The organism is Polaromonas sp. SP1, assembly GCF_003711205.1.
Classification (GTDB): Bacteria; Pseudomonadota; Gammaproteobacteria; order Burkholderiales; family Burkholderiaceae_C; genus Polaromonas.
Map to the genome: position 1 here is coordinate 1,576,146 of NZ_CP031013.1, position 18,094 is coordinate 1,594,239.

Here is an 18,094-nt window from a genome sequence, read left to right on the forward strand (position 1 = left end):
TTGAGGGGGGATCCGGCTACACGAAGTGAGCCGAGACAGGGGTGTTATTTTTTTTCTGTTTTGGAGTTATAGCGCTTGGTCCACTCGGCCAGAATGCGCTCGCGGTTGTCGGCGGCCCAGTTGAAGTCCATCTTGACCAGGCGCGATTCATAGTCTTTCGGCACATTGGCCAGCGGTGGCGCCAGGCCCGGCTGTGCCGTGATCGCGAAGTTCTTGCCGTACAACATCATCGCGTCCTTGCTCGAAGCCCAGTCGGCCAGCTTCTTGGCGGCATCAATTTTCTTGGTGCCCTTGTGGATGGCAAAGGCTTCCAGGTCCCAGCCCAGGCCTTCTTTCGGGAACACGAGATCAATCGGCGCGCCTTTTGCCTTGTTTGCATTGCCGCGGTATTCAAAGGAGATGCCGGCCAGGAATTCACCGGAGGCGGCCATGTTGCAGGGCTTGGAGCCCGAATGCGTGTACTGCGCGATGTTTTCGTGCAGCGCGTCCATGTACTTCCAGCCGCCGCCCTTGCCGTCCTTGTCGCCGAAGAGCGTGAGCCAGGCGGTCACGTCAAAGTAGCCGGTGCCGCTGGAGGCGGGGTTGGGCATGACGATCTGGCCTTTGTAGATGGGCTTGGTGAGGTCCTGCCAGGTCTCGGGCGTGGGGATGTTTTTCTTCTTGGCTTCGACGGTGTTGAAGCACACCGTCGCGCCCCACACGTCCATGCCGAACCAGGCGGGCACCTTCTTTTTGTCACGGTACTGACTCATGATGCCGTCAAGATTGATCGGCGCATAAGGCTCGAGCATGCCCTGTTTGTCGAGCAAGGCCAGGCTGGAGGCCGCCACGCCCATGACGGCGTCGGCCTGCGGGTTGGATTTTTCGGCGAGCAGCTTGGCGGTGATCACGCCCGTCGAGTCGCGGACCCATTTGAGTTCGATGTCGGGGTGGACCTTGTTGAAGCCTTCCTGGTAGGCCTTGAGCTGGTCGGTTTCCAGTGCGGTGTACACCAGCAGCTGGGTTTTCTGGGCGAAGGCGCCGGTGGCGGCTGCAAGCAAGCCGAGAAGGGCGATGGCCTTTGACAGTGATTTGAGGTGGGTAGCCAGTTGCATAAAAAATCCTTCTATTGGAGAGACTGCAATGTTGTGACTTGATCGTGTCGGGGTGGTGACACTGCGATGACCAACCTGTGTTCAGGCCATATCAACCCAGCTCATTTTTTATTTAACGCCGACCCTCTTATCTTGTCAATTGTTTATTGCAGATCGTTGACAATCCACTTTTTTGTGCTTCAATTCAGGGCATGAACGCCGCATTGCATCCCACCATCGCGCAGCTCCAGAACAGTTCCCTCACCACAGTGGTGCAGCAGGAAATCGAGCGCGCCATCCTTGCCGGCGAATACGAGCCCGGCAGCAAATTGATCGAGGCCACGCTGGCTGAAAAAATGGGGGTCTCGCGCGGCCCGGTGCGCGAGGCCTTTCGCATGCTCGAAGAAGCCGGCCTCGTGCGCAACGAAAAGAACCGCGGCGTGTTTGTGCGCGACATTCCCATCGAAGAAGCAATCGAGATTTTCGACCTGCGTGCCGCCATGGACGAACTCGTCGGCCGCCGCCTCGCGGAAAACAACACGCCGGCGCAGATCAAGGAGCTCAAGGGCCTTGTTGACTCCATGGAAAAGGCGGTCAAAGATGAAGACCCTCATACCTATCACCTGCTCAATCTCACCTTTCATGACCGGCTGGTGGAAATGGCAGGCAACCGGAAACTGACGGATATCTACCGCAAGCTCATCAAGGAGCTTTCTCTTTTCCGGCGCCTGAATCTTGCCAACGGCTGGCTCATGCCGATGTCGGCCAGCGAACACCGGCAGATTGTCAAAGCCATTGCGGCAGGCGATGCCGATGCGGCGGGCCGTGCGATGTTCCAGCATGTGATCGAAAGCAAGGAGCGCACGATAGAGAACGATCTGCGCAGGCACGCGGGGCCTGCCGATCCGGCCGCCAATCCATCCGTAGAACTCGTCTCCGGCGCCACCGGTGCCCGCAAGGACAAAGACAAGAAAAAAGACAAGGAAGGGCCATCACGTGTCAAACGCTGAAACAGGTGCTGTATTGAATGTGAACGGCAGGTCTTACAAGCTGCCGGCCAAACCCACCGTAGTGGTTTGCGTAGACGGCTGCGAGCCCGACTACCTGGCGCAGGCCGTGGCCAGCGGCCAGATGCCCTGGCTCAAGCGCACGCTCGCGCTCGGCTCGGGCCTGACGGGCGACTGTGTGGTACCCAGTTTCACCAACCCCAACAACCTCTCCATCGTCACCGGTGCGCCGCCCAGCGTGCACGGCATTTGCGGCAATTACCTCTTCGACACGGCAACCGGGACCGAGGTCATGATGAATGACCCGAAATGGCTGCGCGCGCCGACCTTGCTCGCCGCGTTGTCGGATGCCGGCCAATCGCTGGCGGTGGTGACAGCCAAAGACAAGCTGCGCAAACTGCTGGGCCACAAGATGAAGGGCATCTGCTTTTCGTCCGAGAAGGCCGACCAGGTAACGCTGGAAGAAAACGGCATTGAAGACGTGCTGGGCCTGGTGGGCCGGCCGCTGCCCAGCGTGTACAGCGCCGACCTGTCGGAGTTTGTGTTTGCCGCCGGCGTGAAGATCATGCAGAAGTACAAACCCGACGTGATGTACCTCTCGACCACCGACTACGTGCAGCACAAGCACGCGCCCGGCACCGATGGCGCCAATTCCTTCTACCGCATGATGGACGGCTATATGCAGCAGCTCGACGATCTGGGCTGCGTCATCGTGCTCACGGCCGACCACGGCATGAACGCCAAGGTCGCGATGGACGGCACGCCCGATGTGGTCTATCTGCAGGACTGGTTTGACAGCTGGCTGGGTGCCGGCGTCGCACGTGTGATCCTGCCGATCACCGATCCTTATGTGGTGCACCACGGCGCACTGGGCTCTTTTGCCACGGTCTACCTGCCGCAAGGCACGGACATCGAGGCCGCGCGCCGGCGGCTGGCGGCACTCAAGGGCATGGAGCTGGTGCTCACGCGTGAGCAGGCCGCCGAGCGTTTCGAGCTGCCGGCCGACCGCATCGGTGACATCGTGGCGGTGTCGGAGCGCTTCACCGTGATCGGAACCTCTGCTTCGCGCCATGATCTCTCTGCACTCGAAGTGCCGCTGCGCTCGCACGGCGGCATGAGCGAGCAGCGCGTGCCGCTGATCGTCAACCGCGAATTGCCCGGCCTGGACCGCAGCCGGCGTTTTCGCAATTTCGATGCTTTCGACCTGGCGCTCAACTACGCTCAGTAAGCCGGGGCCCTCAACGTTCATCCCGAAAGCTGCCGTGTGATTGACTCGTACATCCAGGACCACCAGCTCAATGCCATGCGCCTGGCGGGCCGCAAAGTCGGCGCAGACCGCTCGGGCGACCGGGTCATTGAAGTCTTGAACCCGTTTACGGAAAAGCGCATTGGCACCGTGCCCAAGGCCACGCTCGAGGAAGTGCGGGACACCTTCGCCAAAGCGCACGCGTACAAGCCGCAGCTCACGCGCTATGAACGCGCCGCCATCCTGAACCGCGCGGCCGCCATCATCCAGTCGCGACTGTCCGAGGTCGCCAACCTCATCACCGCAGAAGCAGGCCTGTGCCTCAAAGACGCAATCTACGAAGCCGGACGCGTCAGCGACGTTCTGCTCTTCGGTGCAACCGAGGTGCTCAAGGATGACGGCCAGATCTTCAGCTGCGACCTGACGCCGCACGGCAAGAAGCGCCGCGTTTACACGCACCGCTCGCCGCTGCTGGGTGTCATCACCGCCATCACGCCCTTCAACCACCCGATGAACCAGGTGGCGCACAAGGTCGTGCCCAGCATTGCGACCAACAACCGGATGGTGCTCAAGCCTTCCGAGAAGGTGCCGTTCTCGGCCATCCTGTTTGCCGACATCCTGTATGAAGCGGGCCTGCCGCCCGAAATGCTCAGCGTGGTGACGGGCGACCCGCGCGAGATCGCTGACGAGCTGATCACCAACCCGCTGGTCGACCTGGTGACCTTCACCGGCGGCGTGGCCATCGGCAAGTACATCGCCGCCAAAGCCGGTTACCGCCGTGTGGTGCTGGAGCTGGGCGGCAACGACCCCATCATCGTGATGGAAGATGCCGACATCGACGAGGCCTCCACGCTGGCCGTGCAGGGCTCCTACAAAAACTCGGGCCAGCGCTGCACCGCCATCAAGCGGCTCATGGTGCATGAAGCGGTGGCCGGCGAGTTTGTCGAACAGGTGCTGGCCAAGACACTCGCCTGGAAATACGGCGACCCCGCCGACAAGGCCAACGACATGGGCACCGTGATCGACGAGCCGGCTGCCATGCTGTTTGAGTCGCGCGTGAACGAGGCCGTGGCCCAGGGCGCCAGGCTGCTGGCCGGCAACAAGCGCCGCGGCGCGCTGTACTCGCCTACGCTGCTGGACCATGTCTTGCCGCAGATGACCGTCGCGCGTGAAGAAACTTTCGGCCCGGTGTCGCCGGTGATCCGCTTCAAAAGCATTGAGGAAGCCATCCAGATCTCCAACGGCACGGCGTACGGTCTTTCAAGCGCGGTGTGCACCAACCGCATGGACTACATCAACCGCTTTGTGAGCGAATTGCACGTCGGCACCGTCAACGTGCGCGAAGTGCCCGGTTACCGCCTGGAGCTCACGCCCTTCGGCGGCATCAAGGACTCGGGCCTTGGCTATAAAGAAGGCGTGCAGGAGGCGATCAAGAGCTTCACCAATCTGAAAACCTATTCCCTCCCCTGGAATGGCTGACCTTTGAGGAATTCACGTGCTGAGCTTTGACGACATCGAACACCTCTTTCAAGAACGCGGCGGCGAACAGTACAGCGGCGAGCCTGTGACCCAGCTGCAGCACGCATTGCAAACCGCGGCGCTGGGCGAGGCCGAAGGCGCGAGCGACGCGCTGGTCACCGCCGCCTTGCTGCATGACCTCGGCCACCTGCTGCACGATCTGGGCGAGACGCCTTCGCTGCGCGGCGTGGACGATGTGCATCAATACCGCGCACTGCCTTTCCTGCGCGGCCTGTTCACCGATGAGGTGCTGGACGCGATCAAGCTGCATGTCGACGCCAAGCGCTACCTGTGCGCGGCGCGGCGCGGCTACCACTCCAGCCTGTCGGCCGATTCCAAACGCAGCCTGCTGCTGCAGGGCGGCATCTTTACGGCCGAAGAGGCCGCGCGTTTCATCGCCCAGCCCGGCGCTGAAGATGCGGTGAAGCTGCGCCTGTGGGACGACCTGGCCAAAGACGCGGACAAGGTTACGCCGCCGCTGTCGCACTTCCTGGCGCGGGCGCGGCGTTGCGCCCTGCCCGCCGCAAGGCCGTCGCTTGCCGCCTGAAATCCTGGCCCTGACCTGGCCGGTGCTGTGCGCCGTGTTGTTCGGCGCGCTGCTGCATGCCGGCTGGAACGCACTGGTCAAGTCCAGCACCGACAAGTCCCTGGACATGGCGGTTATCCACCTCATCGGCTCGGTGCTGGCAGTGCCGCTGGTGCTGCTGGTGGGCCTGCCGCGTATTGAGGCCTGGCCCTTCATCGGCGCATCCGTGTTGATCCACATCGGCTACTACATCGCCACCACGCAAGCCTACAAACACGGTGACCTGGGCTTGACTTACCCGCTGATGCGCGGCGTGGCGCCGCTGCTGGTGGCGCTGTCGGCCACCTTGACGCTGGGCGAAACCCTGAGCCCGCTGGCCTGGGCCGGCATCCTGGGCATCTGCAGCGGTGTGCTGGTGCTGGGCCTGAGCCGCCACGCGCTGCACGCGCGCAAGGCGGTCGGCTTCGCACTCGCCAACGCCGTCATCATCGCGGTGTACACCGTCGTTGATGCGCTGGGCGTGCGGGCTTCCGGCAATGCACTGCAATACGTCGCCACTTTGTTTTTGCTTGACGGCTGGCCCTTCGGCCTGCTGATGCTGGCGCGGCGCGGACGCGCCATGGCGGACTACGCCAAACATCGCTGGCCGGTCGCAACCGGCGGCGCGCTGGCCTCGCTGGGCTCTTACGGCATTGCCCTCTGGGCCATGACACGCGCGCCGGTCGCCACGGTGGCGGCGCTGCGCGAAACCTCGGTGCTGTTTGCGGTGCTGATCGGCTGCTGGCTGCTGAAAGAAGCCTTCACTGTGCGCCGGTTTGTCGGCACGTGCGCCATCGTCGGTGGTGTCATGGCTATACGCCTAGCTTGATCAAAACTTCCAATCTTCTGTGAGGCATACGCCATGACCACCACGACGCTTCCCAGTCATGCAGAAATCGTGATCGTCGGCGGCGGCATCGCCGGTTGTTCCGTCGCCTACCACCTGGCCAAGATGGGCAAGACCGACGTGTTGCTGCTCGAGCAGGGCAAGCTCACCAGCGGCACCACCTGGCATGCGGCCGGCCTGGTCGGCCAGATGCGGCCCAACCGCAACATGACGCAGATGAGCAAGTACGGCATTGAGCTGTATGCGTCGCTCGAGGCCGAGACGGGCCTGGCCACCGGATGGAAGCAATGCGGCAGCGTCAACGTGGCGCGCACGCCCGAGCGCATGAAGGTGCTCAAAAAGCAGGTGGCCATGGCCAACAGCTTTGGTGTGGAGTGCCATGAAATCTCGCCGCAGGAAGCCGGCGACAAATACCCCATCATGCGCACCGACGATTTGCAGGGCGCGATCTGGCTGCCGGGCGACGGCAAGGCCAACCCGGCCGACTTGTGCATGTCGCTGGCCAAGGGCGCGCGCAACCGCGGCGTGAAGATGGCCGAAGGCATTGAGGTGACGGGCGTCATCATCAAAAACGGCAAGGCCGTCGGCGTGAAGACGGCGCAGGGCGATGTGCGCTGCGAAGTGGTCGTCAATTGCGCCGGCCAGTGGGCGCGGCAGTTCGGCAAGCTGGCGGGCGTGAATGTGCCGCTGTACTCGGCCGAGCATTTCTACATCGTCACCGGCAAGATCCCCGGCGTGCATCCCATGCTGCCGGTGATGCGCGACCCGGACGGCTACATCTACTACAAGGAAGAAGTCGGCGGCCTGGTGATGGGCGGCTTTGAGCCCCAGGCCAAGCCCTGGAAGATGGATCCGATTCCTTCGACCTTCCAGTTCGAGCTGCTGGACGAAGACTGGGACCAGTTTGAACCGCTGATGACTGCGGCGATGCACCGCACGCCCTGCCTGGAGACGGCCGAAGTCAAGATGCTGCTCAACGGCCCGGAAAGCTTCACGCCCGACGGCAACTTCATCCTGGGCGAAGCGCCCGAGCTGCGCAACTATTTCGTCTGTGCCGGTTTCAATTCAGCCGGCATCGCCAACAGCGGCGGTGCGGGCCGCCTCATGGCCGAATGGATTGTGGGCGGTGAGCCCAGCACCGATTTGTGGGACGTCGATATTCGCCGCTTCGGCAGCTTCACGGGTAACCGCAAGGCGCTGGCCGAACGCACCGGCGAGACGCTGGGCCTGCACTACGCCATGCGCTGGCCGCGGCAGGAGCTGGAGACAGCGCGGCCGCTGCGGACTTCGCCGCTGTATGACATCCTGGCCGCGAAGGGCGCGGAGTTTGGCAGCAAAAATGGGTGGGAGCGGGCGAGCTATTTCAAACCCAACGGACAGGCCAGACCGGCGTACACCTTGGGCGCGCCGGGCTGGCTGCCGTGGATGATCGAAGAGCAGAAGGCCACGCGCGAAGCGGTGGCGCTGTATGACCAGACCTCCTTCTCCAAGTACCTGCTGCAAGGCCGCGATGCGCTGGCCGTGCTGCAGCGCCTGTGCGCCAACGAGATGGACGTACCCGCTGGCAAGATGGTCTATACCGCCATGCTCAACGAGCGCGGCGGTTTTGAAAGCGACCTCACTGTCATGCGCCAAGAAGACATGGCCCCCACGGGCTTCGCCCTGCCCCCCGAGGGGGCGCCGCCGGCTTGGGGCGGCCCGGCGCCGGCGTACCGCTTCCTCATCATCACCGGCTCCGCACAAACCGTGCGCGACTTCGACTGGATCACGCGGCACATCGGCGAAGCCGAGCACGCGATGCTGACCGACGTGTCGGCGATGTATTCGGTGCTGTCGGTGATGGGGCCGAAAGCGCGCGAGCTGCTGGCGCTGGTCAGCCCGGATGATTTGTCGCCCGAGGCGCTGAAGTTTTCATGGACGAAAGAGATCGACGTGGGCTTTGCCCGCGTGCGCGCCGCCCGCATGAGCTACGTGGGCGGGCCGGGCTTTGAGCTCTACACACCGATTGAAATGGCGCGCCATGTTTACCTGGCGCTGATGGAGGCCGGCAAGGCGCTGGGCATTCGCGACGCGGGCTACTACGCGCTGGATGCATTGCGCATCGAGCAGGGCCGCCGCGCCTGGGGCGCTGAGCTTGGCCCCGACGAAACGCCGTGGGAGGCCGGGCTGGCCTTCAGCGTCAAGCTGGACAAGCCGGCCGACTTTATCGGCAAGGCCGCGCTGCTCAACTCACAGGGGCTGGCGCTGCGCAAGAAGCTGGTCACGCTCGTGTTCGACACGCCCGAAGCGTTTGCCTGGGGCGGCGAGGCGATTGTGCTGGGTGGGCAAACGGTGGGCGAAATCTCGTCGGTCGGCTGGAGCCCGCTGGCCGGCGCCTGCGTGGCGCTGGGCTATGTGCGCGGCCACAGCGCCAACCACCCGCACGCTGGAACGCCGGCAGACATCGAGCTGTGGGGCGAGCGCGTGGGCGTGAAGCTTTACGACAGGTGGCCGCCGGCCAAACCCTGATTTGCTATTGTTTTGATAGCTAACAGCCAAGACGGCGACTGGGCTGCAGGCATTTTTTGCTTGAATTTGGCTACTGCCCGTCGGGCAGGTCCATGCCGACAAAACGCACGGTCACGCGCGTGCCCGGCGTCTGCGGATGCCCGGCCAGCGCGGCGTCTTCAATCGTGATGGTCGCGCCGTGCTGCTTGGCGATCTCCAGCACGATCGCCAGGCCCAGGCCAGAGCCGTCGACGTTGGTGCCCAGCGTGCGGTAAAACGGCTGGAACACCAGCTCGCGCTCCGACTCAAGAATGCCCGGGCCCGAGTCTTCGACCAACAGCACCAGCACGCCGCTGAAGCGGTCCGTCATCAGCCGCAGCGTGACCTGGCCTTTTTCAGGCGTGTAGTTGATGGCGTTGTCCAGCAGGTTGCGCACCAGCTCCTTGAGCAGCGTCGCGTTGCCTTCCAGCTGCGTGGCCTGGTCGCCGGCTTCAGGGCCGTCATAACCCAGGTCGATCTGCTTTTCCAGTGCGCGCGGCACCGAGTCGGCCATCACTTCGGACACCACATGCACCAGGTCGATGTGCTGTTTGGCCAGGCTGCGGCCGGTGGTTTCGGCGCGTGCCAGCGCCAGCAGCTGGTTGACGGTGTGCGTGGCGCGAATGCTGGCGCGGCCGATGTGCTTGAGCGACTTTTTCAGCTCGTCGGCGTCGGTCTCGCGCTGCGCCAGGTCGGCTTGCATGCGCAGGCCCGCCAGCGGCGTCTTGAGCTGGTGGGCCGCATCGGCCAGGAAGCGTTTTTGCGTCGTCAGCGACACCTTGAGCCGGCTCAGCAGGTCGTTGATGGAGGACACCAGCGGCGCGACTTCTTCCGGCACCGCGGTTTCGTCGAGCGGGCTCATGTCGTCGGACTTGCGCGCGCGGATGCGCTTTTCAAGCTGGGCCAGCGGCTTGATGCCGCGCACCAGCGCCAGCCACACCAACAGCACCGCCAGCGGCAGTGTGACGAACTGCGGCACCATCGTGCCCTTGACGATTTCGGTGGCCAGCGTCTTGCGCTTTTCCAGCGTCTCGGCCACTTGCACCAGCACCATCTGGCTGGGCGCGGCCTCCGGTGCGGCGTTGCCCTTGTCGCCGCGCGTTGTGGCGGGCCTGGGCGCGGGCGCGGCGGCTTTGACATCCACCTTGAGCCAGGTGTAGGCCACCCGCACGTCTTCGCCCTGGATGATGTCTTCGCGCAGCCGCACCTCGCCGTTGGTGGGTTTGTCCTCGTCGGGCGGCGCCGGCAGGTCGTGCTCGCCGCTCAGGTGCTCGCCGTGCGTGCCCATCACCTGGTAATAAACGAGGTCGGTGTCGTCGGCACGCAGGATCTCGCGCGCCGGCGCCGTCAGGTTGAACTGCACCTGGTTGTTTTTGACCACCACCAGCTTGGCCAGCGCCTGCACGTTGTACTCGAGCGCGCGGTCAAACGGCTTGCCGGCGATGTTCTGCGCCACCAGCCAGGTCAAGGCCAGGCTGATCGGCCACAGCAGCAGCAGCGGCGTGAGCATCCAGTCGAGGATTTCGCCGAAGAGGCTTCGGCGTTCGCGTTGGAAAAGTCTTAAGGCCACAGATCAGGAAGCCAAGAGAACGCTCACCCACTGAGCGTTCTCTTTAAGCCAGCAGGAGCCGCGGAACCGGCTTTGCCGGGCCGCAGGCGGGGCGGCCCCCCCGGGGGGCAGGGAGCTACACGAAGTGAGCGACCGTGGGGGCTCCATCTCTACCCAGGGATTTTTTCAAGGCAATAGCCCAGCCCGCGAACCGTCGCGATCCGCACCGGCCCCTTTTCAATCTTCTTGCGCAAGCGGTGTATGTACACCTCGATCGCGTTGTTGCTGACCTCTTCGCCCCATTCACACAGGCGCTCGACCAGCTGGTCCTTGCTGACAAGGCGGCCGGCGCGCTGCAGCAGCACTTCGAGCAAACCGAGCTCGCGCGCCGACAGCTCCAGCATCTGGCCGTCGATGGTGGCCACGCGGCCGGCCTGGTCGTACACCAGCGGGCCGTGTTTGATGGTGCTGCTGGCGCCGCCCATGCCGCGGCGTATCAGCGCGCGCACGCGGGCTTCCAGCTCCTGCAGCGAAAACGGCTTGGCCATGTAATCGTCGGCGCCGTAGTCCAGGCCCTTGACGCGCTCTTCCACGCTGTCGGCGGCGGTGAGGATCAGTACCGGCATGGACGAGCCGCGCGCGCGCAGGCGCTTGAGCACTTCCAGCCCGTGCATGCGCGGCAGGCCCAGGTCCAGGATCAGCAGGTCGAATTCGGTGTTGGTGAGCAGCGCGGCGTCGGCTTCGGTGCCGCTGGCCACGTGGTCGGCCGCGGCGCCCGAGGCGCGCAGCGTACGCAAAAGGCCATCGGCCAAAACCTGGTCGTCTTCGGCTATCAGAATGCGCATGGTTGTCTCCAGATATCAGCCCCTGTTTCAGGCCTACGGGGGCGGTTTGGTGTTCTAAGACAAATTCTAGGCTTTTGCAGCAGCAAGTTTGCTGACACGGCGATGTGGTCAGGCACCTGCGTACGCTTCCAGCCCCAATGCCACCACCGTCGCCACATCCTGCCCCACTGCCTGGCGGAATTCGTCTTCGGCCTGCCGCACCGCCTGGTGAAAGGCTTCCAGCCACAGTAGCCCCGACCCGGTGAACACCACCTGGCGGGCGCGTTTGTCATGCGGGTCGGGCTGGCGCGTCACCAGGCCCCAGGCTTCGCACTGGTCGACCAGATCGCCCATGGCCTGTTTGCTCATGCCGGCGCTTTGCGCGAGGTCGGTCAGGCGCGAGCCGCCCACGGCCAGGTGGCGCGTGATGTGGATGTGCGCGGCGCCGACCTGGTCGCGTGCCGCGAGGTTGGAGAGCGCCAGCGGCACCTCGATGCTGCTGGCCATCAGCGACAGCACACGCTCGTCGAAGCGGCGCAGGGCGTGGCCCATCAGGCGGCCCAGGTGGGTTTGCCGCCAGCCGGCTTCGGTGGCGCCAAAGGGGCTGGAAAGAAGCGGGGAATCCATGGTTTCTGCCATCAAACAATGGTATCCCAATTGATCAGGCAAACTGACTAAAAATAGGGTTTACTTATTTTTATAGCGCCCATAAAGTACTGGTCATGCATCCAGCGCTGTGAATAAAAGCAGAGACTGGAAATGAAGGCAACAAGTTTTACATCATTGATTTTCAAGGAGTTTTTCATGGAACTGACCAGCAAACTGAACCCCGCCCAAAACCCTGTACAGACTGCGGCCCTGAACACCGAAAAGGCCAAGGCCCTGCAAGCCGCCCTGGCCCAGATCGAAAAGCAGTTCGGCAAAGGCACCATCATGAAGCTGGGCGATGGCGAGGTGATCGAGGACATCCAGGTCGTTTCCACCGGCTCCCTGGGCCTGGACATCGCCCTGGGCGTCGGCGGCCTGCCACGCGGCCGTGTGGTTGAAATCTACGGCCCTGAGTCGTCCGGCAAAACCACGCTGACCCTGCAGGTCATCGCCGAAATGCAAAAACTGGGTGGCACCTGCGCCTTCGTCGATGCCGAGCACGCCCTGGACATCCAGTACGCGCAAAAGCTGGGCGTCAACCTGCAAGACCTGCTGATCAGCCAGCCCGACACCGGCGAGCAGGCGCTTGAAATCGTTGACTCGCTGACCCGCTCCGGCGCGGTCGACCTGATCGTGGTCGACTCGGTGGCGGCGCTCACGCCCAAGGCCGAGCTCGAAGGTGAAATGGGCGACTCGCTGCCCGGCCTGCAGGCCCGCCTGATGAGCCAGGCGCTGCGCAAGCTCACCGCCACCATCAAGAAGGCCAACTGCATGGTCATCTTCATCAACCAGATCCGCATGAAGATCGGCGTGATGTTCGGCTCGCCCGAAACCACCACCGGCGGCAATGCGCTGAAGTTCTACGCCTCTGTGCGCCTCGATATCCGCCGCATCGGCTCCATCAAGAAGGGCGAAGAAGTCATCGGCAACGAAACCCGGGTCAAGGTGGTCAAGAACAAGGTGGCGTCGCCGTTCAAGACGGCGGAGTTCGACATCCTCTACGGCGAGGGCATCAGCCGGCTGGGCGAGGTGCTCGATTTGGGTGTGGCCGGCCACATCGTCGAAAAGGCCGGCGCCTGGTATGCCTTCAACGGCGAAAAAATCGGACAGGGCCGCGACAACTCGCGTGAGTTCCTGAAAGAAAACCCCGAACTCGCCATCGAGATCGAAAACAAGGTGCGTGAATCGCTCGGCATCCCTCTGGTGCAGGTTGCCGGCGGCGTTGACGCCCCAGCCGAAAAGCCGGCCAAGGCCGACAAAGCCGAAAAGGCTGAAAAGCCCGCCAAGGCTGCCGCCTGATTTTGAATGCCAAATAAGGCTCTAGCCCAGTTGGAGCATGCGCTGTTAGCTATTAAAAAGATAGCAAGCATGTTGGGCTCGACCTGTTAGCCATGGAAAATCCGGTAGATCACAAGCCAGCCAAACCCGCTCGACGAGCGGGTTTTGGCCTTTCGCTGAAGGGCCGCGCGTTGCGCTACCTGGCCGCACGCGAACATTCACGCGCCGAGCTGGAGCGCAAGCTGGCCCCGCATGAAGAAACCCCGGGGCAGTTGGCGAAGGTGCTCGATGACCTGGAGGCCAAGGACTTCATCAGCGAGGCGCGGGTGGTCGAGTCGGTCATCAACCGGCGCGCCGGGCGTTTTGGCGCCGCGCGCATCAAGCATGAGCTGCTGACCAAAGGCCTGAGCGCGGAACGGGTGGCCGGGGCGGTGGCCAGCCTCAAAGGCAGCGAAGTGGAACGCGCCAGGGACATCTGGCGCAGGAAGTTCGACGGGCCGGCGCCCGACGCGGCTGGGCGAGCCAAGCAGATGCGGTTTCTGGCGGCGCGCGGTTTTGGCGGTGATGTGATCCGCCGCGTGGTGTCCCAGACAGACGAAGATTGACGGCGCCCGCAGGCTCTGTCGTTTAAGGAAAAAAGGGCTCTAGCCCAATCGCTACATGCGCAAACAGCTATTAAATTAATAGCAAATGCAAGGCTTTACAGCCCGAGCATCAACTTCAGGTTTTGCACCGCAGCGCCTGACGCGCCCTTGCCCAGGTTGTCCAGCCGTGCCACCAGCACCGCGTGGCGATGCTCTTCGTTGGCGAACACGCGCAGTTCCATCTTGTTGGTGTCGTTCAGCGCCAGCGCGTCCAGCTTGCCGGAGTCGCCCGCGGGCTCCACCGTCACCCATTCGCTGCCGGCGTAGTGTTTGGCCAGCACGTCCTGCAACTGCGCACCGGTCGGTTTGCCGGGCAGCAAATCCAGGTGCAAAGGCAGCTGCACCAGCATGCCTTGCTTGAAGTTGCCGACGGAAGGAATAAACACCGGGCGGCGTGTGAGGCCCGTGTATTTCATGATTTCGGGCAGATGCTTGTGCTTCAGGCCCAGGCCGTACAACTCAAACAGCGGCGCGGTGCCGGCCTCGTAATCCTCGATCATCTGCCGCCCGCCGCCGGAGTAACCGCTCACCGCCGGAAGGCTCAGGGGGAAATCGGCCGGGATCACGCCGGCATCGACCAGCGGGCGGATCAGCGCAATCGCGCCGGTGGCGTAGCAGCCGGGGTTGCCGACGCGGTCGGCAGCGGCCACGGCGGCGCGCTGCGATGGGGTCAACTCAGGGAAGCCGTAAACCCAGCCCGCCACGGTGCGGTGGGCGGTCGAGGCGTCGATGATCTTGGGTTTTTTGCCGGTCAGCGAGTCGATCATGGCGACCGATTCGCGGGCTGCGTCGTCGTGCAGGCACAGGATCACCATGTCCACCTGCGCCATCAGCGCGCGCTTGGCGGCCGCATCCTTGCGCAGCTCCGGCGCGATGCTGACCAGCTCGATTTGCGGCATGGCTTGCAGCCGCTCGCGGATCTGCAGGCCCGTGGTGCCGGCTTCTCCGTCAATAAAAACTTTGGGCATGAAAACTTCCAGATCGGACAACAAAAGAACAACAAAAACGAAATACGCAAATAAGGCAAAGCCAGGGCCGCCCAACGCGAAAAAGGCACCCCCAAAAAGCCTTGCAAGGCCCGATTTCAGGCCGTTTACGCGCCATTTGGGGTTGTCAGGCCGGCACAAGAGTTGTGCGTCGCACCATGATACAGTTCTGCGTTGCTGCGTGCAGTGACCGCCGACGTGGTTTTTTGGGCCGGTGTGGCCTCTATCCGACACCCCATCGCCCCGCCCAAATCCCTGTTGCACCCCCCTCTTTTACTGAATTCTGAAGGCTTTTCATGAAAATTCACGAGTACCAGGGCAAGGAAATCTTGCGCAATTTTGGTGTGCCTGTGCCGCGCGGCATCCCGGCATTCACGGTGCAGGAAGCGGTCGAAGCCGCCCAGAAGCTTGGCGGCCCGGTGTGGGTGGTCAAGGCCCAGATCCACGCGGGCGGCCGCGGCAAGGGCGGCGGTGTGAAAGTTGCCAAAACCATTGACGACGTCAAGCGCATTGCCGGCGAAATCCTCGGCATGCAGCTCAAGACGCACCAGACCGGCCCTGAAGGCCAGAAAGTCCGCCGCCTCTATATTGAAGACGGCGCCGACATCCAGAAGGAATACTACGTCTCGGCCGTGACCGACCGCGAGTCGCAAAAGGTGGCTTTCATCGCCTCCAGCGAAGGCGGCATGGACATCGAGGAAGTGGCCCATTCCAACCCTGAAAAAATCATCAAGGTGTTTGTCGATCCGCTGGTCGGCATGACGGACGCCCAGGCAAAAGAAGTTGCCGCCGGCATCGGCATGCCTGCCGACTCCGTGGCGCAAACCGTCGACATCCTGCAAAAGCTCTACAAGTGCTACATGGAGACCGACGCTTCGCTGGTTGAAATCAACCCGCTGAACCGCAACAGCAAGGGCGAAGTCATGGCCCTGGACGCGAAGTTCAACTTCGATGCCAACGCGCTGTTCCGCCACCCCGAAATCGTCGCCTACCGCGACCTGGACGAAGAAGACCCGGCCGAAGTCGAAGCCAGCAAGTTCGACCTGGCCTACATCAGCCTGGACGGCAACATCGGCTGCCTGGTCAACGGCGCAGGCCTGGCCATGGCGACCATGGACACCATCAAGCTGTTCGGCGGCGAGCCGGCCAACTTCCTGGACGTGGGCGGCGGCGCGACGGCTGAAAAAGTCACCGAAGCCTTCAAGATCATGCTGAAGAACCCCGATGTCAAAGGCATCCTGGTCAACATCTTCGGCGGCATCATGAAGTGCGACACCATCGCCGACGGCGTGATCACCGCCTGCAAGGCCGTGAACCTGTCGGTTCCGCTGGTCGTGCGCATGAAGGGCACCAACGAAGACCTGGGCAAAAAAATGCTGGCGGACTCCGGTCTGCCCATCATTGCCGCAGACACCATGGCCGAAGCTGCGACCAAAATCGTGGCCGCCGTCAAGTAAGCCCCAGGAGCACACAAACATGTCGATCTACATCAACAAAAACACCAAAGTCATTACCCAGGGCATCACGGGCAAGACCGGCCAGTTCCATACCCGCATGTGCCGCGACTACGCGAACGGCAAAGAAGCCTTTGTGGCCGGCGTGAACCCCAAGAAAGCCGGCGAAGACTTCGAAGGCATCCCGATTTTTGCGAACGTGACCGAAGCCGCCAAGGCAACCGGCGCGACCGTGTCCGTCATCTACGTGCCGCCCGCAGGCGCCGCTGCCGCCATCTGGGAGGCTGTTGAAGCCAACCTGGACCTGGCGATCTGCATTACCGAAGGCATCCCCGTGCGGGACATGCTCGAAGTGCGCAACCGCATGAAGGCCAAGGAAGCCGCCGGCGGCAAGAAAACCCTGCTGCTGGGCCCCAACTGCCCCGGTCTCATCACCCCCGACGAGATCAAGATCGGCATCATGCCCGGCCACATCCACCGCAAGGGCCGTATCGGCGTGGTCAGCCGCTCCGGCACGCTGACGTATGAAGCCGTGGCGCAACTGACCGAAATCGGCCTGGGCCAGTCCAGTGCCGTCGGCATCGGCGGCGACCCGATCAACGGCCTGAAACACATTGACGTCATGAAGGCTTTCAATGACGACCCGGACACCGACGCGGTCATCATGATCGGCGAAATCGGCGGCCCCGACGAAGCCGAAGCGGCCCAGTGGTGCAAGGCCAACATGAAAAAGCCTATCGTCGGTTTCATCGCCGGCGTGACGGCTCCGGCCGGCAAGCGCATGGGCCATGCCGGCGCGCTGATTTCCGGCGGCGCCGACACGGCGGATGCCAAACTGGCCATCATGGAAGCCTGCGGTTTCACCGTGACGCGCAACCCTTCTGAAATGGCCAAGCTGCTCAAGAACCTGCTGTAAGGCGCTGCGCAAAGCGACTTTCAGCAAACTTGACCTCGATCAAGCAAATACGCAGTAATACCGATCGCGGTAGCTGCGTTGCGGCTTAGACTCTCCAAAAAACAAAAAAGCGCTTTCCGGCGCTTTTTTTCATTCATAACAGGAGCCACACATGTTTTTCGGACTGGACCTCGCGTCCCCCCTCTTCTGGAGCGCTTTCGGCTCCATCATGATCGCCAACATCGTCCTGTCGGGCGACAACGCCGTGGTGATCGCCATGGCCGCGCGAACGCTCAAACCCGAACAGCAAGCCAAAGCGATTTTCTGGGGCAGCGCCGCCGCGATCGTGATGCGGATTGTGCTGACCATTGTGGCCATCCAGTTGCTGACCCTGCCTTACCTGAAAATCATAGGCGCAGTGCTGCTGGTCTATATCGGCGTGGACCTGCTCAAGGGCGAAGAGGAAGGTGATGAACACGGCAAGGAAATCAACGGCATGGCGGCCGCGATTCGCACTATCCTGGTGGCCGACCTCGTGATGAGCCTGGACAACGTGCTGGCCGTGGCCGCCGCCGCCAAGGGCAACCTGCCCCTGCTGGTCCTGGGCCTGGTGGTGAGCATTCCTCTGATTGTTTTCGGCGCCACCCTGCTGACCAAGGTGATGGAGCGCTTCCCCATCATCATTACCATCGGCGCGGCGCTGCTGGGCTTCCTGGCGGGTGAAATGCTGCTGACCGATCCCGCAGTGACGGCCCAGTTCGGCGCCATCAACGAGCACGCCGTCACCGCTGGCGGCATTCTGGGCGCCGTGCTGGTGGTGGCGCTTGGCACTTACATGGCCAAACGGCAGCAAAAAGAAGCAAGCTCCGCCTGAAGCTTACCGGCTTAATCCCCCGTCGCAATGAACGGGGGTAACGGGCGAGCCCTTCGCCCGTATCCAGGCCCTTTTCCGCACGATTGCTGCGTGTCGGCTGAAAACCACGTATTTGCAACAGTCGGCGCGGCCGTCATGCAAAAGTCGCTTGTCCAGGCGC

16 protein-coding genes are annotated in these 18,094 nt (G+C 62.9%); 11 read left to right on the top strand and 5 right to left on the bottom strand.

From position 1 onward, the window contains the following. Positions 1–44: 44 nt before the first annotated feature. Positions 45–1,094 carry a putative 2-aminoethylphosphonate ABC transporter substrate-binding protein gene (locus DT070_RS07550; RefSeq protein WP_122954832.1) on the bottom strand — a complete coding sequence of 350 codons (1,050 nt, stop codon included), beginning with the start codon at positions 1,092–1,094 and terminating at the stop codon, positions 45–47. A 191-nt stretch (positions 1,095–1,285) separates the two neighbouring features. On the opposite strand from DT070_RS07550, the gene DT070_RS07555 reads away from it, so the two are divergent. The 6 genes from DT070_RS07555 (at position 1,286) to DT070_RS07580 (ending at position 8,764) form a co-directional block, all read left to right on the top strand. Continuing rightward, positions 1,286–2,083, top strand: coding sequence for a phosphonate utilization associated transcriptional regulator (locus DT070_RS07555; protein ID WP_122954833.1), 798 nt, complete (start codon positions 1,286–1,288; stop codon positions 2,081–2,083). Further along, positions 2,070–3,308 (top strand): phosphonoacetate hydrolase, encoded by a 1,239-nt coding sequence (gene phnA / locus DT070_RS07560; RefSeq protein WP_194965948.1) that lies wholly within the window; start codon positions 2,070–2,072, stop codon positions 3,306–3,308. Before DT070_RS07555 ends, phnA begins: the two co-directional genes overlap by 14 nt. A gap of 75 nt (positions 3,309–3,383) precedes the next feature. Beyond that, complete coding sequence (gene phnY, locus DT070_RS07565; protein ID WP_122957312.1) at positions 3,384–4,805, top strand: phosphonoacetaldehyde dehydrogenase; 1,422 nt, start codon at positions 3,384–3,386, stop codon at positions 4,803–4,805. A 16-nt stretch (positions 4,806–4,821) separates the two neighbouring features. Continuing rightward, the gene (locus DT070_RS07570; protein ID WP_122954835.1) at positions 4,822–5,391 is read left to right on the top strand and encodes a phosphonate degradation HD-domain oxygenase; all 570 of its coding nucleotides are present in this window, start codon (positions 4,822–4,824) and stop codon (positions 5,389–5,391) included. Next, on the top strand, positions 5,381–6,238 hold the full coding sequence (locus DT070_RS07575; RefSeq protein WP_122954836.1) for an EamA family transporter: 858 nt from the start codon (positions 5,381–5,383) through the stop codon (positions 6,236–6,238). Before DT070_RS07570 ends, DT070_RS07575 begins: the two co-directional genes overlap by 11 nt. Before the next feature lie 33 nt (positions 6,239–6,271). Next, a complete protein-coding gene (locus tag DT070_RS07580) occupies positions 6,272–8,764 on the top strand; it encodes an FAD-dependent oxidoreductase (RefSeq protein WP_122954837.1) in 2,493 nt (830 codons plus the stop codon). A gap of 70 nt (positions 8,765–8,834) precedes the next feature. Here DT070_RS07580 and DT070_RS07585 read toward each other — a convergent pair whose 3' ends face one another. The 3 genes from DT070_RS07585 to DT070_RS07595 form a co-directional block, all read right to left on the bottom strand. Then, positions 8,835–10,292: a sensor histidine kinase gene (locus DT070_RS07585; protein WP_228778645.1), complete on the bottom strand. Its 1,458-nt coding sequence runs from the start codon at positions 10,290–10,292 to the stop codon at positions 8,835–8,837. 209 nt (positions 10,293–10,501) lie between these two features. Then, the gene (locus DT070_RS07590) at positions 10,502–11,176 is read right to left on the bottom strand and encodes a response regulator transcription factor (RefSeq protein WP_122954839.1); all 675 of its coding nucleotides are present in this window, start codon (positions 11,174–11,176) and stop codon (positions 10,502–10,504) included. A 108-nt stretch (positions 11,177–11,284) separates the two neighbouring features. After that, positions 11,285–11,782, bottom strand: coding sequence for a MarR family winged helix-turn-helix transcriptional regulator (locus DT070_RS07595; RefSeq protein ID WP_122954840.1), 498 nt, complete (start codon positions 11,780–11,782; stop codon positions 11,285–11,287). Between the two features lie 177 nt (positions 11,783–11,959). Between DT070_RS07595 and recA the strand changes: the two genes are divergently transcribed. Both recA and recX read left to right on the top strand, forming a co-directional pair. Continuing rightward, a complete protein-coding gene (recA, locus tag DT070_RS07600) occupies positions 11,960–13,102 on the top strand; it encodes a recombinase RecA (protein WP_122957313.1) in 1,143 nt (380 codons plus the stop codon). A 92-nt stretch (positions 13,103–13,194) separates the two neighbouring features. Continuing rightward, positions 13,195–13,686 carry a recombination regulator RecX gene (gene recX / locus DT070_RS07605; protein WP_122954841.1) on the top strand — a complete coding sequence of 164 codons (492 nt, stop codon included), beginning with the start codon at positions 13,195–13,197 and terminating at the stop codon, positions 13,684–13,686. A 95-nt stretch (positions 13,687–13,781) separates the two neighbouring features. Here recX and argC read toward each other — a convergent pair whose 3' ends face one another. Beyond that, the gene (argC, locus tag DT070_RS07610; protein ID WP_122954842.1) at positions 13,782–14,693 is read right to left on the bottom strand and encodes an N-acetyl-gamma-glutamyl-phosphate reductase; all 912 of its coding nucleotides are present in this window, start codon (positions 14,691–14,693) and stop codon (positions 13,782–13,784) included. Between the two features lie 314 nt (positions 14,694–15,007). On the opposite strand from argC, the gene sucC reads away from it, so the two are divergent. The 3 genes from sucC (at position 15,008) to DT070_RS07625 (ending at position 17,934) form a co-directional block, all read left to right on the top strand. After that, positions 15,008–16,168 (top strand): ADP-forming succinate--CoA ligase subunit beta, encoded by a 1,161-nt coding sequence (gene sucC / locus DT070_RS07615; protein ID WP_122954843.1) that lies wholly within the window; start codon positions 15,008–15,010, stop codon positions 16,166–16,168. A 19-nt stretch (positions 16,169–16,187) separates the two neighbouring features. Further along, the gene (sucD, locus tag DT070_RS07620; RefSeq protein ID WP_122954844.1) at positions 16,188–17,081 is read left to right on the top strand and encodes a succinate--CoA ligase subunit alpha; all 894 of its coding nucleotides are present in this window, start codon (positions 16,188–16,190) and stop codon (positions 17,079–17,081) included. Between the two features lie 151 nt (positions 17,082–17,232). Then, entirely contained in the window at positions 17,233–17,934 is a 702-nt protein-coding gene (locus DT070_RS07625) for a TerC family protein (protein WP_369973928.1), read from the top strand. The last annotated feature ends 160 nt before the right edge of the window (positions 17,935–18,094 follow it).